Genomic DNA, 20,797 nt, shown 5'->3' on the forward strand with positions numbered 1-20,797 from the left:
GGCGGGAAAATCAAGCTGGCCTCGATTGAGGCAGATCAAAGAGATTGGCTGTTGTCATCCTAAGATGCAGGAGGTGGCGGCGTCCTTGCGGGCGGCCGCCGTGTGCAAGCCAGCCCATGCAGGAGGACATCATGGCCAATCATTTGATCCACCGCGATCCGCAGCACCCGCTGGGACGTTTCGACCCCTTCAGCGACATGGAAGAATTCATGCGCGACTTTTTCGCGCCCGCCTTGCATGTACGCGACGTGGGCAATGGGCGCATGCGCGTCGACATTGCCGAAACCGAACAAGCCTATCAGTTGCAGGCGGACATTCCAGGCGTGAATAAAGACGATATCCAGGTGTCCATCGATGGCAACCGCGTCTCCATCAGCGCCGAACTCAAGAATGAAAGGGTGACGCGCGACGGCGGCGGCAAGGTCGTGCGCAGCGAACGCGAGTACGGCCAGCAATACCGCAGCTTCGTGCTGCAGCATGAGGTGGACGAGGCCGGTGCGCAGGCCCGCTATGAAAATGGCGTGTTGCTGCTGGACTTGCCGAAGAAGGAAGGCACGGGCGGGCGGCAATTGGCGATACAGTAAGCGTGGCCAGGAAGCGTGGCGTCAAGCTGGCGCGGGGATGAAAAAACGCCGGACGGAGCCGGCGTTTTTCAGTGCTGTGCGTACTGCACACTATATATATGTCAGTCGCGGATTTCCAGCGCCCGGTTCAGGCTCAGGGCGGCCAGCGAGGCGACGGCGCCCGACAGCAGGTAGAAGCTGACGTAGGCGAGGCCGAAGTTGGCTGACAGGCCCAGCGCCACCAGCGGAGCGAAGCCGGCGCCGACCAGCCAGGCCAGGTCGGACGTCAGGGCCGCGCCCGTATAGCGGAAGCGGGCAGGGAAGTTGGCCGTCACGGCGCCGGCTGCCTGGCCGTAGGACAAGCCCAGCAGGCTGAAGCCCACGAGGATGAACACGTCCTGGCCCGTATTGCCGCCACCCATCAGGGTCGGCACGAAGGCGCTGAAGATGGCGATCAGCACGGCCAGCACGCCCAGGGTGGTGCGGCGGCCCACTTTATCGGCCAGCAAGCCGGAAATCACCACGCCGACGGCGGCCAACACGGCGCCCAGCATCTGGATTTGCAGGAAGTCCGGCGCGGAGCGGGTCTGGTAGACGGAAATCCACGACAGCGGGAACACGGTCACCAGGTGGAACAGTGCATAGCTGGCCAGCGCGGCGAGGGCGCCGATCAGCACGTTGCGGCCCTGGCCGCGGCTCATTTCAAACACGCTCACGGGCTGCAGTTCGCGTTCGTCGAGCAGGCGCGCATATTCATTCGTCGACACCAGGCGCAGACGGGCAAACAGGGCGACCACGTTGATGGCGAAGGCCACATAGAACGGATAGCGCCAGCCCCAATCGAGGAAGTCTTCATCCGTCAGGGTGGTCAACATGAACCAGAACAGGCCGGCGGCGATCAGGAAGCCGGCGGGCGCGCCCAGCTGGCCCAGCATGGCGTACCATCCCCGCTTGTTTTCCGGCGCGTTCAGGGCCAGCAGCGACGGCAAGCCATCCCACGAACCGCCCAGCGCCACGCCCTGGCCGATGCGCAGCACGGACAGCCAGATGATGGCGGCAAAGCCCAGGTGGGAATACGTGGGCAGGAAGGCGATGCCGGCCGTCGACACGCCCAGCAGGAAGAGGGCGAAGGTCAGCTTGGCGCTGCGTCCCATGCGGCGCTGGATCTCCATGAAGATCACGGTGCCGAACGGACGGGCGATGAAGGCGAACGAGAAAATCAGGAAGGCATATAAAGTCCCTTCCAGGCGCTCTTCGAATGGGAAGAAGACGCGCGGAAACACCAGCACCGAGGCGATGGCGTAGACAAAGAAGTCGAAGTATTCGGAAGCGCGGCCGATGATCACGCCGACGGCGATCTCACCGGGGTCGATATGCGATTCGACCGTGCCGGCCCCGCTTGCGTCGCGCAGGGAGTGAGGGGAAAAGTCGGCGGGTACATCCCCGCTGTGTATGCGCGTGCTGGACATGATGATCGTCTCCAATATAGTTTCGAGTTCGGCCAACGCGTAACATACCCCGGGTGTCTCACGCCCGGAGTAGGACTATTCAATAGATAGCTGTAGGAAAACTCCGCAACTACCGAGTGAAAATCCGAGCAAGGGGTAGGACAAAACGTCCAATTGCCAACGCGCTCCAGTGAGAATACAGTACCATATCTTCATCCCCTGTACTGGACTTTCCTGTATGTTTTCATTAAAAGTTCGTCGCGGACTGCTTCTTTTACCTCTCGCATTGTTGGCTGGTTGCAATACGGTGGTACTGAATCCGTCCGGAGACATCGCAGTTCAGCAAGGCAATCTGATTGTCATCTCGACATTGCTGATGCTGTTGATTATCGTTCCGGTAATCGCCCTGACCCTGCTTTTCGCATGGCGCTATAGAAAAAACAACACCGCGGCCAAATACGAGCCGGACTGGGACCACTCGACTCGCCTCGAGCTGATCATCTGGGGCGCGCCCCTGCTGATCATCATCGTGCTGGGCCTGCTGACCTGGATCAGCACCCACACCCTCGATCCTTATCGTCCGCTGAGCCGTATCGACGCCAACCGTCCGATTCCTGCCAGCCACAAGCCGATGATCGTCGAAGTCGTGGCGCTGGACTGGAAATGGCTGTTCATCTACCCGGAACAAGGCATCGCTTCCGTGAATGAACTGTACGCGCCAGTCGATCGTCCGATCCGCTTCAAGATCACCGCGTCGTCCGTCATGAACTCGTTCTTCATCCCCGCACTGGCAGGTCAGATCTACGCCATGCCTGGCATGGAAACGCAGTTGAATGCCGTCATCAACAAGCCTGGCGTCTACAAGGGCTTTTCCGCCAACTACAGCGGTGCCGGTTTCTCGGGCATGCGCTTCAAGTTCCACGGCGTGAATGATGCGGACTTCGACAAATGGGTGGAATCGGCACGTGCCGGTGGCGGCGCGCTGAACCGCGACGACTACCTGTCGCTGGCCCAGCCTAGCGAACGCGACCCGGTCCGCCGCTACAGCGCCGTACCTAGCGATCTGTACAAGGCAATTTTGAACCGCACCATCGTTTCCGACGCTCTGTGCGTGACGCCGGTCGAGCCATACAAATTGACGATGGCAAATAGCCCGGTAGCGGCCGTAACGGCAGTAGTCGCTAGCGATGCAGTAGTTGAAAAGGGCGTTCAAGCCAAGTAACGACTGCATGAATCCCGCAGCGCATTGCGCTGCAGATACTGGCGCCGCTTGCCTGGCGCCTCCCTTTTTTCTCTGAGAGTAACAATGCTAGACCATATTGATCTGACGAAGCTTATATTCGGCCGTCTGACTTGGGATGCAATTCCATTTCACGAACCTATCCTGCTGGCGACCTTTGCAATGGTCGCCCTGGGCGGTATCGCACTCGTTGCGGCACTGACGTATTTCCGCGTTTGGGGTACCCTGTGGCGCGACTGGATCACCAGTATCGACCATAAAAAAATCGGTATCATGTACATGATCCTGGGCCTGGTCATGCTGCTGCGCGGCTTTGCCGACGCGCTCATGATGCGCACCCAGCAGGCGATCGCCTTTGGCGACAATGCCGGCTTCCTGCCGCCGCATCACTACGACCAGATCTTCACCGCCCACGGCGTGATCATGATCTTCTTCGTCGCGATGCCTTTCGTGACGGGTCTGATGAACTACGTGGTGCCGCTGCAAATCGGCGCGCGCGACGTGGCTTTCCCTTTCCTTAACAACTTCAGCTTCTGGATGACCACCATGGGCGCCGCCCTGGTCATGGCTTCGCTGTTCGTCGGCGAATTCGCCCGCACGGGCTGGCTGGCATATCCACCGCTGTCGGGCATCGTCGGCAGTCCGGACGTGGGGGTAGACTATTACATCTGGTCCTTGCAGATTGCCGGGGTCGGGACGCTATTGTCCGGTGTCAACCTGATCGCCACCATCGTCAAGATGCGCGCACCAGGCATGACCTGGATGAAAATGCCGGTCTTCACCTGGACCGCATTGTGCACCAACATCCTGATCGTCGCCGCCTTCCCGGTGCTGACGGCCGTGCTGGCCATGCTGTCGCTGGACCGCGTTGCAGGCTTTAACTTCTTCACGACGGAACTGGGCGGCAACGCCATGATGTACGTCAACCTGATCTGGATCTGGGGTCACCCAGAGGTGTACATCTTGATCCTGCCGCTGTTCGGCGTGTTCTCGGAAGTCGTTGCCACCTTCAGCAGCAAGCGCCTGTTCGGCTACGCTTCGATGGTGTACGCCACCTGCGTCATCATGATCCTGTCGTACCTGGTATGGCTGCATCACTTCTTCACCATGGGTTCGGGCGCCAGCGTCAACTCCTTCTTCGGCATCACGACGATGATCATTTCGATCCCGACGGGCGCGAAGATCTTCAACTGGCTGTTTACCATGTACCGCGGCCGTATCCGTTTTGAGTTGCCCATGCTGTGGACGATCGGCTTCATGGTCACCTTCACCATCGGCGGCATGACCGGCGTATTGCTGGCCGTACCACCAGCGGACTTCGTGCTGCACAACAGCCTGTTCCTGATCGCCCACTTCCATAACGTGATTATCGGCGGCGTGGTCTTCGGTGTATTCGCTGCGATTAACTACTGGTATCCGAAAGCCTTCGGTTACAAGCTCGACGCGTTCTGGGGCAAGTGCTCGTTCTGGTTCTGGTTCGTCGGCTTCTACCTGGCCTTCATGCCGCTGTACGTGCTGGGCCTGATGGGCGTGACCCGTCGTGTCAACCACTTTGAAGATCCATCGCTGCAAATCTGGACCATCATCGCCTGGTTTGGCGCCGTCTCGATCGCACTGGGCATCGCGTCCATGCTGATCCAGTTCTTCGTCAGCTACCGCAACCGTCACGCCCTGCGCGACGTTACCGGCGACCCATGGGGCGGCCGTACGCTGGAATGGTCGACGTCGTCGCCACCGCCAGACTATAATTTCGCCTTCACACCACAAGTGCACGAACTCGATGCATGGACTGACATGAAGAAACACGGTTACCAGCGTCCGACGTCCGGTTTCACGAAGATCCACATGCCGAAGAACACCTGGGCTGGTTTCGTGATCGCCGCACTGTCCGCACTGGTCGGTTTTGGCCTGATCTGGCAAATGTGGCTCGTCGCCAGCGTTGGCTTCGTGATCATGATGATTACCATCATCGTCCATACCTTTAACTACAAGCGCGATTACTACATTCCTGCGGAAGAAGTGGTCCGTACCGAAGACGCTTATACTAAATTGCTGAGCAGCCATGTCTGATACCATCGCCCATAACACCGGCGCCGCTGGCGCCGCACCAAGCACGCGCAGCTACTTTGTGCGCGAGCACCACCCGGAAAACGGCAGCTTGCTGGGTTTCTGGCTCTACCTGATGAGCGATTGCCTGATCTTCGCCTGTCTGTTCGCCACGTACGCCGTGGTCGGCCGCAGCTACGCGGACGGCCCGACGGGCGCCGCGCTGTTCGACCTGCCGCTGGTGGCCGTCAACACGGCCATGCTGCTGTTGTCGTCGATCACCTACGGCTTCGCCATGCTGACCATGCAGCGCAAGCAATTGCGCAGCACCCTGGTCTGGCTGGGTATCACGGGCCTGTTCGGCCTGGCCTTCCTGTCGCTGGAAATGTATGAATTCATTCATCTGATCCACGAAGGCGCCGGTCCGCAGCGCAGCGCGTTCCTGTCGTCGTTCTTCGCCCTGGTCGGTACCCACGGCTTGCACGTGACGTTCGGCGTGATCTGGCTCGTGACTTTGATGTTCCAGTTGAACAAGCATGGTCTGACCCCGGAAAACGGCCGTCGCATGATGTGCCTGTCGCTGTTCTGGCATTTCCTGGACGTCATCTGGATCGGCGTCTTCACCTTTGTCTACCTGATGGGAGTGCTGCCATGAGCGACCACCACACACACGGCGATAGCCACCACCATGACGATCACGATCATGGCAGCCTGAAAAGCTATACCATCGGCTTCATCCTGTCGGTGATCCTGACGGCCATTCCGTTCTGGCTGGTGATGACGAAAGCCATCACCAACTCGGGCACCATGGGCCTGGTCCTGCTGGCGTTCGCGGCCGTTCAAGTCGTGGTACACATGGTGTACTTCCTGCACATGAACACCAAGTCCGAAGGCGGCTGGAACATGATGGCGCTGATCTTCACGATCATGATCGTGGGTATTGCCATGGCCGGTTCCCTGTGGGTCATGTACCACATGAACCACAACATGATGCCGGATCTGATGCCTGAGTACATGCATACGAAAACGGCTCCATGATGAGTAATACGCGCCCAAGCAACACCGGGCGCGCCCCTGGCGCCGCATCGCAAGATGCCGCGCCAGGCCCACGCGGCATGGCTGTGCATTATTCAAAAATTGCACTGGCCTTGCTGGCGGGGATCTTGTTTGCCGGTTTCTGTGCCCTGGGCACCTGGCAAGTCAAGCGCCTGTTCTGGAAGCTTGACCTGATCGAGCGCGTCGAACAACGCGTACATGCGCCCGCAACGGACGCGCCTGGACCCGCAGCCTGGGCCAGTGTCACGCAGCAAACGGATGAGTACCGCCATGTGCGACTCTCCGGTACGTATCTCCCCATTTTCAATACCCTGGTGCAAGCAACGACGGCACTGGGCGGCGGTTACTGGCTGGTGACGCCCTTGCGCCTGGCCGATGGCAGCACCGTGCTGATCAACCGCGGCTTCGTGCCGAAACGCGAAGGCATCGCCGCCAGCACGCCGGCCGGCATCGTCCACGTGGACGGCTTGCTGCGCGTCAGCGAGACGGGCGGCGGTTTCCTGCGCGAAAACAGTCCTGCCACGCAGCAGTGGTATTCGCGCGACGTGGCCGCCATCGGCGCCTCGCACATGCTGACCAACGTGGCGCCATACTTCGTCGATGCGAAGGCAAAGTCGGAAACGGCTGCGGACGCCCCCGTCGGCGGGCTGACCGTGATTTCCTTCCACAACAGCCACCTCGTGTACGCCTTGACGTGGTTCACCCTGGCCTTGATGGTAGCCGGTATCAGCTGGTGGATCGTGCGCGAAGACAAACGCCGCCGCGCGCGCAAGGCCAGCTTGTCCCAACAGCACCTTGATCTATCGCAAGAAAGCGACCATGCCGGGCAGGATTGAGATCCTGCCCAACCGCGAGGTGCTGGAACGCGGTGCGGTGGCGGCCGAGATGGAACATCCGGCCGGCCACCAGAACATGAAGCTGCTGATCCAGCTGCGCTGGCTGGCCGTGATCGGCCAGATCAGCACGATCTTCGGCGTGGGCGTGGGACTGGGCATCGCCTTGCCCGTGCCCTACATGCTCGAAGTGCTGTCCTGCCTCATCGCTTTTAATTTAGCCAGCCTGCTGCGCTGGCACGAACGCCAGCCCGTGTCCAACACGGCCCTGTTCCTGGCCCTGCTGGTCGACGTCACCGTGCTGACGGCCCAGCTCTACCTGAGCGGCGGCATCAGCAACCCGTTTGCCTTCCTGTACTTGTTGCAAGTCATCCTCAGCGCCGTCCTGCTGGAAGTGTGGTCGACCTGGATCATGGTGGCCATCACCAGCCTGTGCCTGGCGGGCCTGGCCTTGCTGCCCGGCCCCTTGATCCTGCCGATCGACCCGGAGCGGGGCTTTTCCAGCCTGTATGTGCAAGGCTTGCTGATCTGTTTCATCTTGAACGCCGCCTTGCTGGTGGTGTTTATTACGCGCATCAACCGCAACCAGCGCGCCGGCGACGCCAAGGTGGCGGACTTGCGCCAGCGCGCGGCGGAAGAAGAGCACATCATCCGCATGGGCTTGCTGGCTTCGGGCGCCGCGCACGAGCTGGGCACGCCGCTGGCGACCCTGTCCGTCATCCTCGGCGACTGGCGCCGCATGCCGGAATTGAGCAAGAACAGCGAATTGCTGGAAGAAATCACGGAAATGCAGGCGCAGTTGCAGCGCTGCAAGAGCATCGTCAGCGGCATCCTGCTGTCGGCCGGCGAGGCGCGCGGCGAATCGTCCGTGAAAACGACGATCAACACCTTCCTCAACGACCTGGTCGACGAGTGGCGTACGAGCCGCCCGATCCAGGATTTCGAGTACGATAACCGCATCGAGCACGACGTGCCCGTCGTCTTCGATTCGACCCTGAAACAAACCATCTGCAATGTGCTCGACAATGCACTGGAAGCGTCGCCCGACTGGCTGCGCTTCGAAGCGACGCGCGAAGCGGATGCCTTGCACCTGGTCATCACCGATGCGGGCCCCGGCTTCGAGCCGTCGATGCTGACGCACCTGGGCAAACCCTACCAAAGCAGCAAGGGCAAGCCCGGCGGCGGCCTCGGCCTGTTCCTGGTGGTGAATGTCGCGCGTACCTTGGGCGGTACGGTGACGGCGCGCAACAGGGTGCAGGGCGGGGCGGTGGTGCACCTGGCCTTGCCGCTGGCGGCCATCAAACTGGAAAGAGAAAGCGACCACCATGCAGGATGACCGTCTGTTACTGATCGTGGAAGACGATGCCGCGTTTGCCCGCACCCTGGGCCGCTCGTTCGAACGGCGCGGCTACCAGGTCATCCTGGCCACCAATTTCGACGAGGCGAGCGCCTTGCTGGAACAGCATTGCCCCGACTACGCCGTCGTCGATTTAAAACTCAATGGCAATACCTCCGGCCTGGCTTGCGTGCAGATGCTGCACCAGCACGACCCGGAGATGCTGATCGTCGTGCTCACCGGTTACGCCAGCATCGGCACGGCCGTGGAAGCCATCAAGCTGGGCGCCTGCCAGTACCTGGCGAAACCGTCGAACACGGACGACATCGAAGCGGCCTTCGGCCACGTGGCCGGCAACGCCGACATCGAACTGACGAACCGCGCCACCAACATCAAGACCCTGGAATGGGAACGCATCCACGAAATGCTGGCCGAGACGGATTTCAATATCTCGGAAACGGCGAGAAGGCTGGGCATGCACCGGCGCACCCTGGCGCGCAAGCTGGAAAAGCAGCGGGTGAAATAGACAGGCATCCCGCAGCTTTGGCCCGCCACGGCATGGCGCATCAGTTGGAGTCATTCTTGGCAAGGATATTGATCCACACCATGACGATACCGCAGAGTGACAGAACGAATCCCAGATATATTAGGAAAAATCCGAAAGATTCGGATAAATATCTGATCGTCAAATACCCAATCATCCCAGTCAGGAAACCAAAAAATCCAATTTTGTGGCCTTTGGATTTTTTACTTTGCATGATGTAATTCCCTGAATATTGATAAAACCATTTTCAAGCTCCTGTTGATGATGTTTTATGCAAGTCCTGCGCAACCTACGGGACCATGTTTCAGTGCACATTCTGCGCCTGAATGTGCGGACTGCTCTCCCGTTGCGCCCATGCCGGCAGGAACAAAACCTTATTTCTCGTCTTCAAACGTCAGTTCGAGCACGCTGTCGTCGCTCCAGTCCTGTTCCCGCAGCGGCGGCGTGAACGATGAACCGCTGAAGGGCACGGGCGCGCTCTTGCCGTTAAAACTGATCGTTGCCGCCGTGATGCGCCGTGGTTCGGAAAAGCTGTAGGTTCCCTTTTGCGACACGAAATTGCACGGGCCGCCCAATGCGCTCATCGTGGTACGGATCGCAAACGGCAAGGTTTCCTTGTCGATGGCCCAATGCACTTCGCACGCCAGCCGCAGGTCGCCCAGGCGGCGCAGCGTGTCGCTGGTGGCCGCGCTCCTGACGTAGGGTATCCACCTGACCGACCCCGCCTTGCGGTTCACGGTCAGCTCGGCCTTCTCATACAGCGGACCCTGTTCGACGGGCAGGCTGAAGATATTGCGCTCACCCAGCGGTATCGCCATACCCGCCTCGTCGCTTTCCAGCCGCAGCGCGATGGCGTGCATGTCGACATCGGCACGGCGTGGCTCCAGGATGAAGCGCAATTCGGCGCCAGGCGCCAGACCGTGTTTTTCCTCGAAGCGTTTCACCCCCTTGAGCATGGCGCTGTAGGGTTTCCAATCCGGATCCCGGATGCCTTTGACATTGACGGACGCCGCCGCAGCGGGTTCAGTTTGTTCCACGGCTTGCTCCACGGCCGTCGCCACGGCTTGTTCCACATCGGCCTGGGCGTGGACGGCGGCGCCGCATGCACACAGCAGAAGTCCGGCGATTGCACGCATATTCATCCTGTTCATTTGCCTCTCACGTCATTGTTTATCAAGTCAGAGCAGTCTGTTTTTCCTGCCCATTCAAGGAAACATGAGTGTAGAAAAGAATGGCGATGAATGGGGATTTTTAGGACAGAGTGTCAATCTGGAGCAATGGAATGCTTGAATCAGCTGTTTTTCGCATGGCGCCGCAAAAATGCAGCACGCTCTTTTCAGAATCCCGTGACTCAACGCTTTTCCGCCAGATGGCAGGGGTAGTTATTTATTGGCCGGGAAAGAGCGCCTGGCAAGGACGGCAAGCCATGCGGGTTGGAATTGCAACATCCGGGTTGCCGGAAAAATATTTCGGGAACTGTGATGAGTAATTCCTTTAAGTAACATTCAAGCTATTCATATGCAGATAATGTCGTGCCTGGCCGATTGCATATCTTCATGACCATCTTCATCCGCTTGCATGTCGCGTTTCCGCACTCTTGAACCGGGTGCTACCGCACTTGAAAGCTGCTTTAAAACGACATTGGGGAAAGAAAGCAAAGTTGTGCCGATGCCACGTCGATGCGCGTATCTGTCATAAATGATACTGCCCGGACCGTTATATATTTCCTCGTAATTTCCATCGGGAAAGAGCTTAAAACCGAGAAAGTAATCGGGTGTTCCCTTGAAGGTCAGGCTATCCTTGAAAGTAGCCTTTACTTGCACACGTTTTCCATCGCTGCTGACTCCGTCGTAGAGGGGCTGTGATACTTCGTCGAGCATCACGTCATATTCAAGCGAGGCAATGATCTCTCCAATATCCCCCACAAGGCGGCCATCAACAGTAAATTTCCGGTTTGGAAATGTCGAGTTGAGATGTGCGATACCTTGAAAGACCAGTGCAAGTCCTTCGGCAAGTGCTTTATGTTTCGGCATAATCCATTAATTTTTAAGGATGGTAAATTCCCCAGCGGGGCATTCTTGGCGGATTACTGCAGGTGTGCGTAGCAAACGAAACGCCCGTTCAAGGCCAATCCGGTGCAATTTTTAAACAAGCACGGTTCCCCGGAAAATCCACCATGTGCAAGCACCTCCAGAAAAGCCTTCTGGGCCGCCACGCTGGCCGACTTCCAGGTCAGCGTGTCCGCCACCTCTTTCATGGCAAACAGGGGCCAGCTTGTCTGCTCAGGTGCGCATTCCACATACCATTTTTGCGAACATATGTTGCACACATAGTGAGACCTTTCATGGTCGAGTGCTGGTGAGAAGTCTTCCGTGTCCAGTTCCTGAAAATAGGCAGCAAATGCCTGTGCACCTTGATAATCAAAGCGTTTTTTCCTGTCGCCGAGATCTGCAATGGCCAATGGTAGTTCTTTACAGCGGCACATGAAATTCCGTCTCTATTCTGATGAGCAGTGCATGAAACATTATTATCGCCACAGCGCGAAGGAAAACAGGGCATCCGGGCCCGGATGCGGGCATTCCTTGCTGTTGCCCTTTAATTTGATAAAACACTGTATTACGTCAATGCCATCAACAAGCCGGAAGCGATGACTATCGCAGCAAACAGGGCGACGGCAAAGCGATTATGCGGCAACGGTCTCGCCGGCGGGTAGTGGCCCAGCGTGAGTAGCCGTAGTATTGCCCAGCCCGGCCAATAGAACAGCTTTTCAATGACCGTTCCTAACAGGTTATAGATCAGCAGACGAACGATCCAGACGATGCCGTCAAAAATCCAGTCAAGCACGATTCATCCTCGGAGGGACGCAAGAATGGCCGTTACGCGCAGTGATCGAACTCATGCCACCGCCAGCCATTCCATTTTCTGCACGCGGATATGGGGATGGCTTTCCAGCGCTTCCCATTCCGGTAAAAAGACAAAGCCCTGTTTCTGGTAAAACGCGGCCGCGCGCGCATTTTCCGGTGCGACGTCGAGCACCAGCCGCGCGTGGCCATTGCGGACGGCGCATCGTTTCACGGCCTCGACCAGCCCTTGCGCCACGGTCAGGCCGCGATATTCGGAATGTACCCACATGGCGATCAGGTGGCATTCGCCATTGCCGGCCACCACTTGCGCGGCCAGGCCGATGGGTTGTTCTGCGTCAAAGGCGAGGAAAAACGTGCGCTGCGGCGTGCTGACGGCGCGTTGCTGCCAGTCGGCGTCCGAAAAAGCGGCCGCGCTGGCGTGGCTGGCGCCAAAGGCCGTGGGGGCGTCAAGCAAGGCGGCCAGGCGCGTGGACTTCAGCGCCGGCCAATCGGCGGCGCTGGTGGGGCGGATGACGATGTGGTTCAAATCTGTGACATTTCTTCACTGGTGGGCACGGCCGTGGACGAGGAAATCTTCTTGTACGCTTCCGCCAGCATCGTGACGGTCGCCACGTCGTTCACGCTGCGCGCCTCGATGACTGTCTCGCCCGCAGCGATGGTGATGTCGCCGTTCGCATAGCTGGCGGGAAAGCGCCGTTCGACGATCTTGTTGGTGAGGACATTGCGCGCATAGCGCAGCGCCACGAGCCGCTCGCCTTCCTGCTTGATGACGACATAGTTCGGGACGGTGGTGCGTTCCAGTTTCCAGGTGCCGATAAAGTCTTCGACAGGCGCGGCGCTGGCGTTGGTGAACAGCGCGCAGCAGGCGGTGGTAATACCAAAAAATATTTTTTTCATGGTGCCGGCAATTCCATGCAAAGGTGGCCCGCATAGGCGGGAAAGACGTCCGTCATGCTTGAATGGCGTGGCGCGCATCCATGGATGGCGCCAGTCATTTAAGTATTTGGCAATATTAACAGCATCAATGCCTTGCCGGTGCCCGTGCATGCTGCAGTGTTGTATGCGCGTAAGACTTTGCCTAGCTGTTGGCCTCAAACGCGCGGTGGTAGGTCACGTTGCCTGTTGGTAAGGACCCCGCCAGATGCAGTGTCTGGAAATACTCCGCCGGCACGCCCGGCAGGGTCAAGGCAGCGTCCGCGCGGAAGCCGAAACGCCCGTAATACCGTGGATCGCCCAGCACCACGCAGCCAGCCGCGCCCAATTGGTGCAAGTCGTCCAGCAATTGCCTGATGAGCTGGGTGCCCACTCCCTGTTGCTGATGGCCAGGGGCAACGGAAACGGGACCCAGCCCATACCAGCGCGGCGTGCCATCGCTGATACTGACGGGGGAGGCGGCCACGTGGCCGATGATGGCGCCTTCCAGTTCGGCCACCAGCGACACGCTCAGGGCGCCCGCGTCGCGCAAGGCCTTGACGATGAACTGTTCCGTATGGTCCGTATGGTCCGTGTGTTCGGCGTGCAGGAACGCCTCGCGCGTGAGTTGGTCGATGGCTGTAATGTCGGCCGCGGTTTCCTTGCGAATGATCAACGCTTGCTTCATGACTGGTCCCACACTTCGATCGTCAGCAGTTGCCCGGCCTGGCAGGCGGCGATGCGCTCCGGATGCACGGTAATGCTGCCGGGCCAGCCCGTCAGCGTATCTTGCGGAAATTCCCCATCTTGCGCCTCGGCAATGCCCGCCTGCAGCAGGGGCGCGATGACGTCCGCCGAAACCGTGTAGCGGTTGGGAAAGCCGTTCGACGACAGCTGGGTCGCCTTGCCTTGTGTGCACAGCTGCGCGATCCAGTCGGCGCCGAACAGGCCCGCTTCCCAAGTGGCGAGAAATGCGTCCTTGTTGATTTTCGTCATGTCGGCCAGCTGTTCCGGCGTTTCTGTCGAGATAATGGTCCACCAGCCTGACATGGGCGATCCTTGCGAAAAGTGACAATTAACGGGTCATGGCGCGGCGCAGCAGGTAGCTGAGGCCATCGACGGCGGCCACCATCAGCAGCATGGCGACGATGACGGTGGCGGCGTTCTGCATCTGGAACAGGGACAGATGGTATTTCAGCATCTGTCCCAGGCCACCGGCGCCGACGACGCCGAGGATGGCGGCGGCGCGGATATTGTTTTCCCAGCGGTACAGGGTGTAGGACATCATTTGCGGGCTGCATTGCGGCAAGGTCGCGTACAGGAAGGCCACGGCGGGGCGCGCGCCGTTGATGCGCAAGGTCACCGCCGGCAAGGGCGGGCAATTCTCGAAGGCGTCGGCAAACAAGCGGCCCAGCACGCCCACCGTGTGCAGGGCCAGCGCCAGGGTGCCCGCGAACGGGCCCAGGCCGGCGGCGATCAGCAAGATCGACGCCCAGACCAGTTCCGGGATCGAGCGCAGCACATTCAACACGCCGCGCGTCGCGTTGCGCGCCACGGTGCCAAAACGCCCGCTGGCGGGCAGGGCCAGCAGCGCGCCCAGCACGGCCGCGATGACCGTGCCGATGGCCGACATGGCCAGGGTCTCGAACGTGGCCACGCCGACTTTCATCAGGAAGGGGCTGGCCAGCTCGGGCGGGGCGAAGCCGTGCAGGAAGTCGGCGCTCGTGCGCACGGCGTCCGCGCTGAAGAACTCGCCCCATTTCAGGGGCAGGGTGGCGAAGCTGGCGATGACCAGCAGCAACAAACCGGCCAGCAAGGCCCAGGTGGACCAGCGCACGGGAGCAGGCGCGGGCATCGCTGTAAAATGCTGATGCTTCATGCCAGCCTCCGGCGCAACATGGCGGACACGGCGTCGGCGCCCGCCACCAGCAGCACGAAGACCATCAGCATGGTGGCCAGTTCGCTGCCCGCCATCATCTTCATCGATTCATCCATGCGCTGGCCCAGGCCGCCTGCGCCGACAAAGCCCATGACGACGGAGCCGCGGATCGCGCATTCCCAGCGGTAAATCGTGTACGACACCAGTTCGGCGGCCGATTCGGGCAGGGCGCCGTACAGCAAGGCTTTCAGCCTGCCGCTGCCGTTGTGCAATAACGCGTCGCAGGCGGACGCATCCGACGATTCGAGGATTTCCGCGTAGACCTTGCCCAGCATGCCGCAATAGGTGAGGGCGATGGCGATCACGCCTGCCGTCGGCCCCAGCCCCACGATGCGCACCAATAACAAGGCCCACACCAGTTCCGGCACGCTGCGCAGCAGCACCAGCAAGGCACGGACCGCGTGGCGCAGGGCGGCGGCCAGGGGCGCCACCCGGCCGGAGCCGAGGCGCGAAATCGACAGGCGTTCCGTCACCAGCAAGGTCAGGGGGATGGCGCCCAGCATGGCCAGCGCCATGCCGGCCGTGGCCATGGCGATGGTTTCCCAGCTGGAAATGGCCACCAGTTGCAGGAATTCCAGCGAATGGGCGGGCGGCACGAAGCTGGCAAGGAATTGCCAGGTGGCCGCCAAGCTTTGCGCATCCCATAAAATCCACGGCTTGAATTCCGCCTGCACCAGCATCGGCCACAGCACGAGCAGCACGATGGCGGCGCCGGTCAGGCGGCCGCGCCAGGCGGGGTCGCGCGGCATGGCGGTGCTCGTCAGCAAAGGGGCCTCGCGGCGTCCAGCTGCGTTTCCACGGCCTCGAACTGCGGCGCCGTATCGGCCTTGTTGCGGTACAGTTCGGCGATCATGGCGTCGCTGACCTGGGCGCCGGGCAAGTCGAAGACGATCTTGCCGTCGCGCAAGGCGACGATGCGCGTAAAGCAGGCGCGGGCGATTTCCACCTGGTGCAGGCTGCAGATCAGGGTGGCGTTGCGCGCCGTCGCTTCCGCTTGCAGCACGTGGATCGTTTGCAAGGCGAGCGTGGGGTCGAGCGCGGACAGCGGTTCGTCGACGAGGAACACTTGCGCATCCGACACGAGCGCGCGGGCCATGCCGCAGCGCTGGCGTTCGCCGCCGGACAGGCGGTCGACCCGTGCATACAGCTTATCCTGCAGGTTGAATTTACCTAAAGCTTCCCATGCGGCGCGCGGATCGACGGGCGCCAGCAGCGAACGGATGGCCGTCCACAAGCTCCATTGGGGCAAGCGGCCCGCCAGCACGGCGTTGACGACGCGCTGGCGCGGCGGCAGCGGCGGCGTTTGCGGCGCCAGGAACAGGCGCGCGCGCAAGGCGTGGCGCTCGGCGCTGCCGATTTGCCAGGGAGAAATGCCCAGGATGTCCAAGGTGCCGGATTCGGGACGCAGCGCGCACGCCAAGGTGTGCAGCAGGCTGGTCTTGCCGGCGCCGGACGGGCCGATCAGGGCGATCTGCTCACCCTGGGCCACGTCCAGGTCCAGGTCGCGCAGGGCCAGCGCATTGCCGGCGGCGCCCGCGTGGTGGACGCTGACCTTGTGAAGTTGGAATGTCATGCGAGATTTCGGTGTGGGGGAGTGTGCCGGATGCGTCCGCAGGACGCCATCCGGCAAGTTTCAGCAGTTACTTCAACAACTTGGCATCGCGCGCAGCCGCTTCGATATCCTTGTAGTTCTCGGCCTTGGTCGGGATGAACTTGGTGGCGCGCTGCAGTTCGAGGATTTCCTTGCCTTCGGCCGTTGATGGGTCCAGCGCCAGGAAGGCGTCCGTCAGCTTCTTGCGCACGACGGGGTTCATGTCGGCGCGCACGCTCCAGTTGTAATCGTAGTAGCCTGGCGTCGTGTAGAACACGCGCACCTTGCTTGGATCGACCTTTTTCGCTTCGACCAGTTTTTCCCATACGGAAATGTTCAAGGTGCCAGCATCGACCTTGCCGCCGGCCACAGCCGCCACGGTGGCGTCATGCGCGCCGGAAAACGCGATGCGCTTCATGTCCGTGTCCGGGTTGATCTTGGCGGCCAGCAAGTAGTAGCGTGGCATCAAGTGACCCGAGGTCGACGATTCCGAGCCGAACGTGAAATTCTTGCCCTTCAGGTCGGACAATTGATTGATGTCCTTGCTGGTGGTCACAAACACGGAGCGGAACTTCGTGTCTTCCTCGCGCTGCACCAGGGGCACGATCTTGCCGCCGCTGCGCACGTTCGCTTGCACGAAGGTAAAACCGCCGAACCAGACCATGTCCAGCTTGTTATTGATCAAGCCTTCGACGGACGCCGCGTAATCGGTGACGGGCGTAAATTCCACCTTCATGCCCAGCTTTTTCTCCAGGTAGCTGCCCAGCGGCTTGAACTTGCGCTGCAATTCCGTCGGCGCTTCGTCGGGGATGGCGGAGACGCGCAGTACTTGCTGCGCTTGCGCCAGGCCGCTGTGGATGGCCAGGGTGGCGGCGACGGTGGCCAGGATGGCGGGGAACTTGCTAAATGAGTTCGAGAATGTGGTCATGGGACTGCCTTTGCAAAAAATATTCATTAGATTACGGAAACCCCGGTACTGCCTTCCTGCATCTCGCCGATGACGACGGCGTCGCCAAAGCCTTCGGCGCGGAAAATCGCCAGCACTTGCTCGACGGCTTCCGGCGCGCAGGCCACCAGCAGGGGGCCGGCCGTTTGCGGGTCCGTCAAAATCGCCTTGTCGATGGCGCTCAGGCTGTCGTCCAGCGCCACTTGCGCGCCATATCCCTGCCAGTTGCGGCCCGAGGCGCCCGTGATATTGCCGTTCTGCGCCAGTTGCTGCACTTGCGGCAGCAGCGGCACGTCGTTCATGGCGATACGCGCCTGCAACTTGGCGCCGCGCGCCAGTTCCAGGGTGTGGCCCAGCAAGCCGAAGCCCGTCACATCCGTCAGCGCATGCACGCCGTCCAGCAGGGCCAGCTTCTTGCCCGGGGTATTCAATTTGGTGGTGTTGTCTATAAGGGAAGCGTAACCCTCCGCGTCCAGCGCGTTCTTTTTCAGCGCGGCCGACAAGATGCCCACGCCGATCGGCTTACCCAATACCAGCTTGTCGCCGGCGCGCGCGCCCGCGTTGCGTTTTACTTGCGAGGGATGGACCAGGCCCAGCACGACCAGGCCATAGATCGGTTCGACGGAATCGATGGTATGGCCGCCCGCGATGGGGATGCCGGCCTGGGCGCAGATGGTTTCGCCGCCTTTCAAGATGAGGCCGATGGTTTCCACGGGCAGCTTGTTGATCGGCATGCCGACCAGGGCCAGCGCCATGATGGGCGTGCCGCCCATGGCGTACACGTCGGAAATGGCGTTGGTGGCGGCGATGCGGCCGAAGTCGAACGGGTCGTCGACGATGGGCATGAAGAAATCCGTCGTGGCGATCAGCGCCTGCTCGTCGTTGAGCTGGTAGACGGCCGCGTCATCCGAGGTTTCTATGCCAACCAGCAATTCCTTCGGCAGGGGGAAACCGCCGCTGCCCTTTAAAATATTGGCCAGCACGCCCGGCGCGATTTTGCAGCCGCAGCCGCCGCCATGGGCAAATTCGGTCAATCGGATGGGGGTATCGGGTGTTGCTGCGCTATCGGACATGGTCGTCATCCTGCTAAAAAGGTCATCAAAAGCTGCGCCGGCGCTTACGCGGCGCTGGCGGCACGGGGTTCGCCGACGATAGCACATAATGCGCGCGCGGCTTGCTCAAAGGCATGTTCTGAAATGTCGGGCAAGACCAGCGGCGTCGCCTGGGCATAGCGGCTGAAGTTGCGGGCGATCGATTGCCGGTAGACGGGGTCGTAATGCTGCACCAGCAACTCTTCCACGAGCTCGGCCATGCGGCCGGAAGTGGCCAGCTGCTGCCAGTGGGCAATTTTCTCCTTGCCATGCAGTTGCGTCAACAGGGCCAGCTGCACGTTCAGGCGCGCCGCATCGCCGACGAAATGCTCGTAGTCCTGCATCAGCAATTGCACGCGCTGCTCCGTGGCCAGGCGCACATCCGTGCAGGCGGCCGCGCGCATCTTGTCCATCAGCGCATCGGGCACGCGCAAACGGCCCACTTTCTTGCTTTCCGATTCGATGAAGACGGGGAGTTGCGGGTCGAAATGGCGCAGTTGCTGCCACAGCGCGCTTTCAAACGCTTTTTGCGCCGGCTGGTCCGCCTCGGGTAAGCCGCCCAGCACGGAGCCGCGGTGGGCCGCCAGGTCTTCCAGGTCGATCACTTGCGCGCCTTGCCTGTCCAGCACTTGCAGCAAACGGCTCTTGCCGCTGCCCGTGGGGCCGCACAGCACGTTGATGAAGTCGAAGCGTTCGGGCAGGGTGGCCAGTTCCGCATTCACGTGGCGGCGGTAATCCTTGTAGCCGCCTTCGAGCTGCGTGACGGGCCAGCCGATGCGCGCCAGGATGTGCGCCATGGCGCCGCTGCGGTTGCCGCCGCGCCAGCAGTACACGAGGGGTTTCCAGTGCTGCGGGTGGCCGAGGAAACCGTCTTCGATATGCTGCGCGATGTTCCTGGCGATCAGCGCCGCGCCCAGCTTCTTCGCTTCGAAGGCGCTGGTCTGTTTATATAGGGTACCGACGCGCACGCGCTGCTCGTCGTCCAGCACGGGCAGGTTGATGGCGCCGGGCAAGTGGTCTTCCGCGAACTCGGACGGGCTGCGCACGTCGATGATGGCATCGAATTCATTCAGGCGCGGCAGGATGTCGCTGAAGGGAAGCACTGCAGGGTATTTCATCGTGGCGCGGCTGCTTGGAATGGGGAAAGACGTATTATCCCCGATAAACGCCTTCCCCGTGGACCGTTAGCCCAACAATCTGCCCAGCAGCGGCGCCAGCAATACGGTCACGACGCCCGAGAAAATCATCGTCAGGCTGGCCACGGCGCCTTCTTCCGTGCCCACCCGGCGCGCCACGGACAATCCAAAACCGTGCGCGGCCGCGCCATACGGGGCGCCACGGGCGATGCGCATGCGCAAGGGCAGCAGTTTCAAGAGCGGTTTACCCAGCATCAAGCCAAACAAGCCCGTCATCACGACGAAGATGCCCGTCAGCTGGGCCGAGCCGCCCATGTGGCGCGACGCTTCCAGCGCGAACGGCGTCGACACGGAACGGGCCAGCAAGCTGCGCGCCATGTCGCCATGCACGCCCAGCAGCCGGTCCAGCAGCAGGGTGGCGGCCACCGAGGCAACGATGCCGGCGCAGCTGCCCAGCGACAGGGCCAGCCAGTGCTTGCGGATCAGCTTGCGCTCCTGGAAGATGGGCAGCGCAAAGGCGATGGTGGCCGGGCCCAGCAGCCACGGCAGCCAGCGCGTTTCGCCGAAATACGTGGCGAACGGCGTCGACGTCGCCTGCACGATGACGATCAATATCGCCGAGGTGCAGATGGCGGGCGTGAGCAGGAAATGCGGATGGCGGCGGTGCAGCGCCTGGTTGGCGTAGAACAGCACCAGGGTCAGCAGCAAAAACAACAGGGACAACAGCAGGGTATTCATGCCGCTGTCCTCGCGGCGCGCTGGCGCAGCAGTTTCTGTAGGCGCAACTTGCGCTCATAGCGGCACACCCATTCCACCGTCAACGCCGTGGCCAGCATCACGCTGGCAAAGCCCAGGCCGATATTCACGAACAGCATCAGACCTTGCGACTTCAGCAGCTGTGTAAATTGCACCACGGACACGACCAGCGGAATGAAGAACAGCAGCATATTGGCCAGCAGCCAGTTCGCGCCCAGTTCGATGGCGGCTGGCCGCACCCAGCCTGCCAGCAGCAGGGCCACCAGCACGAACAGGCCCACGACCCCGCCGGAAAACGGCAGGTGCAGGGTGGAGGCGGCCTCATCGGCCAGCCACCAGGCGGCGATCAGCACGCCCACTTGCCACACGGTCTGTGCGGGCTGGCGCCAGGCAGGGATGGCGGGCAGGGCGGCGGTGGAACAGTGCAAGGCTTTCACGGCAGGCTTTCAAACGGCAGGGGGAAGTTTTCATTGTAGAGACCCCACATCAAAAGATA

General features: G+C 60.9%; 26 protein-coding genes. 9 read left to right on the forward strand and 17 right to left on the reverse strand.

The window, feature by feature from the left end; all coding sequences use genetic code 11:
* Positions 1-131: 131 nt before the first annotated feature.
* Entirely contained in the window at positions 132-584 is a 453-nt protein-coding gene (locus CLU94_RS26835) for an Hsp20/alpha crystallin family protein (protein ID WP_099668519.1), read from the forward strand.
* Positions 585-685: 101 nt separating this feature from the next.
* On the opposite strand, the gene CLU94_RS26840 is transcribed toward CLU94_RS26835, so the two are convergent.
* Positions 686-2,032 (reverse strand): MFS transporter, encoded by a 1,347-nt coding sequence (locus CLU94_RS26840; protein WP_099667920.1) that lies wholly within the window; start codon positions 2,030-2,032, stop codon positions 686-688.
* A gap of 217 nt (positions 2,033-2,249) precedes the next feature.
* Between CLU94_RS26840 and cyoA the strand changes: the two genes are divergently transcribed.
* The 7 genes from cyoA (at position 2,250) to CLU94_RS26875 (ending at position 9,048) form a co-directional block, all read left to right on the forward strand.
* Positions 2,250-3,233 (forward strand): ubiquinol oxidase subunit II, encoded by a 984-nt coding sequence (cyoA, locus tag CLU94_RS26845; RefSeq protein ID WP_251348654.1) that lies wholly within the window; start codon positions 2,250-2,252, stop codon positions 3,231-3,233.
* 84 nt (positions 3,234-3,317) lie between these two features.
* Positions 3,318-5,321: a cytochrome o ubiquinol oxidase subunit I gene (cyoB, locus tag CLU94_RS26850; protein ID WP_099667922.1), complete on the forward strand. Its 2,004-nt coding sequence runs from the start codon at positions 3,318-3,320 to the stop codon at positions 5,319-5,321.
* Complete coding sequence (gene cyoC / locus CLU94_RS26855) at positions 5,314-5,952, forward strand: cytochrome o ubiquinol oxidase subunit III (protein WP_086144570.1); 639 nt, start codon at positions 5,314-5,316, stop codon at positions 5,950-5,952. The genes cyoB and cyoC overlap by 8 nt, the downstream gene beginning before the upstream one ends.
* Positions 5,949-6,335, forward strand: a complete 387-nt coding sequence (gene cyoD / locus CLU94_RS26860) for a cytochrome o ubiquinol oxidase subunit IV (RefSeq protein WP_099667923.1) — start codon at positions 5,949-5,951, stop codon at positions 6,333-6,335. The genes cyoC and cyoD overlap by 4 nt, the downstream gene beginning before the upstream one ends.
* Positions 6,332-7,189, forward strand: coding sequence for an SURF1 family protein (locus CLU94_RS26865; protein WP_099667924.1), 858 nt, complete (start codon positions 6,332-6,334; stop codon positions 7,187-7,189). Before cyoD ends, CLU94_RS26865 begins: the two co-directional genes overlap by 4 nt.
* A complete protein-coding gene (locus CLU94_RS26870; RefSeq protein WP_099667925.1) occupies positions 7,173-8,522 on the forward strand; it encodes an ATP-binding protein in 1,350 nt (449 codons plus the stop codon). The genes CLU94_RS26865 and CLU94_RS26870 overlap by 17 nt, the downstream gene beginning before the upstream one ends.
* Positions 8,512-9,048, forward strand: a complete 537-nt coding sequence (locus CLU94_RS26875) for a response regulator transcription factor (protein ID WP_034788474.1) — start codon at positions 8,512-8,514, stop codon at positions 9,046-9,048. The genes CLU94_RS26870 and CLU94_RS26875 overlap by 11 nt, the downstream gene beginning before the upstream one ends.
* Positions 9,049-9,440: 392 nt before the next feature.
* Here the strand turns inward: CLU94_RS26875 and CLU94_RS26885 are convergent, their stop codons facing one another.
* Positions 9,441-10,202 carry a hypothetical protein gene (locus CLU94_RS26885; protein ID WP_143451567.1) on the reverse strand — a complete coding sequence of 254 codons (762 nt, stop codon included), beginning with the start codon at positions 10,200-10,202 and terminating at the stop codon, positions 9,441-9,443.
* A gap of 146 nt (positions 10,203-10,348) precedes the next feature.
* On the opposite strand from CLU94_RS26885, the gene CLU94_RS28250 reads away from it, so the two are divergent.
* A complete protein-coding gene (locus tag CLU94_RS28250) occupies positions 10,349-10,555 on the forward strand; it encodes a hypothetical protein (RefSeq protein ID WP_143451568.1) in 207 nt (68 codons plus the stop codon).
* Between the two features lie 25 nt (positions 10,556-10,580).
* Here the strand turns inward: CLU94_RS28250 and CLU94_RS26890 are convergent, their stop codons facing one another.
* The 15 genes from CLU94_RS26890 to CLU94_RS26960 form a co-directional block, all read right to left on the reverse strand.
* The gene (locus CLU94_RS26890) at positions 10,581-11,099 is read right to left on the reverse strand and encodes a DUF6998 domain-containing protein (RefSeq protein WP_143451569.1); all 519 of its coding nucleotides are present in this window, start codon (positions 11,097-11,099) and stop codon (positions 10,581-10,583) included.
* Positions 11,100-11,152: 53 nt separating this feature from the next.
* Entirely contained in the window at positions 11,153-11,527 is a 375-nt protein-coding gene (locus CLU94_RS26895) for a hypothetical protein (protein WP_099667929.1), read from the reverse strand.
* A 155-nt stretch (positions 11,528-11,682) separates the two neighbouring features.
* Positions 11,683-11,910 carry a hypothetical protein gene (locus CLU94_RS26900; RefSeq protein ID WP_218965321.1) on the reverse strand — a complete coding sequence of 76 codons (228 nt, stop codon included), beginning with the start codon at positions 11,908-11,910 and terminating at the stop codon, positions 11,683-11,685.
* Positions 11,911-11,961: 51 nt separating this feature from the next.
* Positions 11,962-12,456: a GNAT family N-acetyltransferase gene (locus CLU94_RS26905; protein ID WP_099667930.1), complete on the reverse strand. Its 495-nt coding sequence runs from the start codon at positions 12,454-12,456 to the stop codon at positions 11,962-11,964.
* Positions 12,453-12,827, reverse strand: a complete 375-nt coding sequence (locus CLU94_RS26910) for a hypothetical protein (RefSeq protein WP_099667931.1) — start codon at positions 12,825-12,827, stop codon at positions 12,453-12,455. The genes CLU94_RS26905 and CLU94_RS26910 overlap by 4 nt, the downstream gene beginning before the upstream one ends.
* Positions 12,828-13,008: 181 nt before the next feature.
* A complete protein-coding gene (locus CLU94_RS26915) occupies positions 13,009-13,530 on the reverse strand; it encodes a GNAT family N-acetyltransferase (RefSeq protein WP_099667932.1) in 522 nt (173 codons plus the stop codon).
* Entirely contained in the window at positions 13,527-13,892 is a 366-nt protein-coding gene (locus tag CLU94_RS26920) for a hypothetical protein (RefSeq protein ID WP_099667933.1), read from the reverse strand. Before CLU94_RS26920 ends, CLU94_RS26915 begins: the two co-directional genes overlap by 4 nt.
* A gap of 25 nt (positions 13,893-13,917) precedes the next feature.
* On the reverse strand, positions 13,918-14,721 hold the full coding sequence (gene phnE / locus CLU94_RS26925; RefSeq protein WP_099667934.1) for a phosphonate ABC transporter, permease protein PhnE: 804 nt from the start codon (positions 14,719-14,721) through the stop codon (positions 13,918-13,920).
* Positions 14,718-15,530, reverse strand: a complete 813-nt coding sequence (locus tag CLU94_RS26930) for a PhnE/PtxC family ABC transporter permease (RefSeq protein ID WP_099668521.1) — start codon at positions 15,528-15,530, stop codon at positions 14,718-14,720. The genes phnE and CLU94_RS26930 overlap by 4 nt, the downstream gene beginning before the upstream one ends.
* A gap of 11 nt (positions 15,531-15,541) precedes the next feature.
* Positions 15,542-16,354, reverse strand: a complete 813-nt coding sequence (locus tag CLU94_RS26935) for a phosphonate ABC transporter ATP-binding protein (protein WP_099667935.1) — start codon at positions 16,352-16,354, stop codon at positions 15,542-15,544.
* Between the two features lie 67 nt (positions 16,355-16,421).
* On the reverse strand, positions 16,422-17,300 hold the full coding sequence (locus CLU94_RS26940) for a putative selenate ABC transporter substrate-binding protein (protein ID WP_180278788.1): 879 nt from the start codon (positions 17,298-17,300) through the stop codon (positions 16,422-16,424).
* Positions 17,301-17,326: 26 nt separating this feature from the next.
* A complete protein-coding gene (gene selD / locus CLU94_RS26945) occupies positions 17,327-18,391 on the reverse strand; it encodes a selenide, water dikinase SelD (protein ID WP_099668523.1) in 1,065 nt (354 codons plus the stop codon).
* A 44-nt stretch (positions 18,392-18,435) separates the two neighbouring features.
* Positions 18,436-19,527 carry a tRNA 2-selenouridine(34) synthase MnmH gene (mnmH, locus tag CLU94_RS26950; RefSeq protein ID WP_099667936.1) on the reverse strand — a complete coding sequence of 364 codons (1,092 nt, stop codon included), beginning with the start codon at positions 19,525-19,527 and terminating at the stop codon, positions 18,436-18,438.
* 66 nt (positions 19,528-19,593) lie between these two features.
* Positions 19,594-20,283 (reverse strand): LrgB family protein, encoded by a 690-nt coding sequence (locus tag CLU94_RS26955; RefSeq protein WP_099667937.1) that lies wholly within the window; start codon positions 20,281-20,283, stop codon positions 19,594-19,596.
* Positions 20,280-20,738, reverse strand: coding sequence for a CidA/LrgA family protein (locus tag CLU94_RS26960; protein ID WP_099667938.1), 459 nt, complete (start codon positions 20,736-20,738; stop codon positions 20,280-20,282). The genes CLU94_RS26955 and CLU94_RS26960 overlap by 4 nt, the downstream gene beginning before the upstream one ends.
* Positions 20,739-20,797 lie beyond the last annotated feature (59 nt).

The sequence above is a fragment of the Janthinobacterium sp. 13 genome, assembly GCF_002749695.1.
Lineage (GTDB): Bacteria > Pseudomonadota > Gammaproteobacteria > Burkholderiales > Burkholderiaceae_D > Janthinobacterium > Janthinobacterium kumbetense.